The organism is Vibrio sp. 10N.261.46.A3 (assembly GCF_041472995.1).
GTDB classification, from domain to species: Bacteria; Pseudomonadota; Gammaproteobacteria; order Enterobacterales; family Vibrionaceae; genus Vibrio; species Vibrio coralliirubri.
In genome coordinates, this window is record NZ_JBFRRH010000013.1 from 4707 (window position 1) to 6337 (window position 1631).

The 1631-nt window shown below is 52.7% G+C and carries 1 rRNA gene; it reads right to left on the minus strand.

Features of this window, described 5'->3' with window-relative positions:
- Positions 1–38: 38 nt before the first annotated feature.
- A 16S ribosomal RNA gene (locus tag AB4484_RS04215) occupies positions 39–1593 on the minus strand.
- Positions 1594–1631 lie beyond the last annotated feature (38 nt).

A 1631-nucleotide genomic window follows, 5' to 3' on the forward strand; every position in this document is an offset into this window, starting at 1 on the left:
ATCAATCTGTGTGGGTACTCATCAAAGATATCTTCGTATAAGGAGGTGATCCAGCCCCAGGTTCCCCTAGGGCTACCTTGTTACGACTTCACCCCAGTCATGAACCACAAAGTGGTGAGCGTCCTCCCCGAAAGGTTAAACTACCCACTTCTTTTGCAGCCCACTCCCATGGTGTGACGGGCGGTGTGTACAAGGCCCGGGAACGTATTCACCGTGACATTCTGATTCACGATTACTAGCGATTCCGACTTCATGGAGTCGAGTTGCAGACTCCAATCCGGACTACGACGCACTTTTTGGGATTCGCTCACTATCGCTAGCTTGCTGCCCTCTGTATGCGCCATTGTAGCACGTGTGTAGCCCTACTCGTAAGGGCCATGATGACTTGACGTCGTCCCCACCTTCCTCCGGTTTATCACCGGCAGTCTCCCTGGAGTTCCCGACATTACTCGCTGGCAAACAAGGATAAGGGTTGCGCTCGTTGCGGGACTTAACCCAACATTTCACAACACGAGCTGACGACAGCCATGCAGCACCTGTCTCAGAGCTCCCGAAGGCACACCTGCGTCTCCGCTGGCTTCTCTGGATGTCAAGAGTAGGTAAGGTTCTTCGCGTTGCATCGAATTAAACCACATGCTCCACCGCTTGTGCGGGCCCCCGTCAATTCATTTGAGTTTTAATCTTGCGACCGTACTCCCCAGGCGGTCTACTTAACGCGTTAGCTCCGAAAGCCACGGCTCAAGGCCACAACCTCCAAGTAGACATCGTTTACGGCGTGGACTACCAGGGTATCTAATCCTGTTTGCTCCCCACGCTTTCGCATCTGAGTGTCAGTATCTGTCCAGGGGGCCGCCTTCGCCACTGGTATTCCTTCAGATCTCTACGCATTTCACCGCTACACCTGAAATTCTACCCCCCTCTACAGTACTCTAGTTCACCAGTTTCAAATGCAGTTCCGAGGTTGAGCCCCGGGCTTTCACATCTGACTTAATGAACCACCTGCATGCGCTTTACGCCCAGTAATTCCGATTAACGCTCGCACCCTCCGTATTACCGCGGCTGCTGGCACGGAGTTAGCCGGTGCTTCTTCTGTTGCTAACGTCAAGAGACAGCGCTATTAACGCTACCCCCTTCCTCACAACTGAAAGTACTTTACAACCCGAAGGCCTTCTTCATACACGCGGCATGGCTGCATCAGGCTTTCGCCCATTGTGCAATATTCCCCACTGCTGCCTCCCGTAGGAGTCTGGACCGTGTCTCAGTTCCAGTGTGGCTGATCATCCTCTCAGACCAGCTAGGGATCGTCGCCTTGGTGAGCCATTACCTCACCAACTAGCTAATCCCACCTAGGCATATCTTGACGCGAGAGGTCCGAAGATCCCCCTCTTTGGCCCGTAGGCATTATGCGGTATTAGCCATCGTTTCCAATGGTTATCCCCCACATCAAGGCAATTTCCTAGGCATTACTCACCCGTCCGCCGCTCGACGCCCATTAACGCACCCGAAGGATTGTTAGTGTCGTTTCCGCTCGACTTGCATGTGTTAGGCCTGCCGCCAGCGTTCAATCTGAGCCATGATCAAACTCTTCAATTTAAGATTTTGTGACTCAACGAATACTGACTTCAAAACTA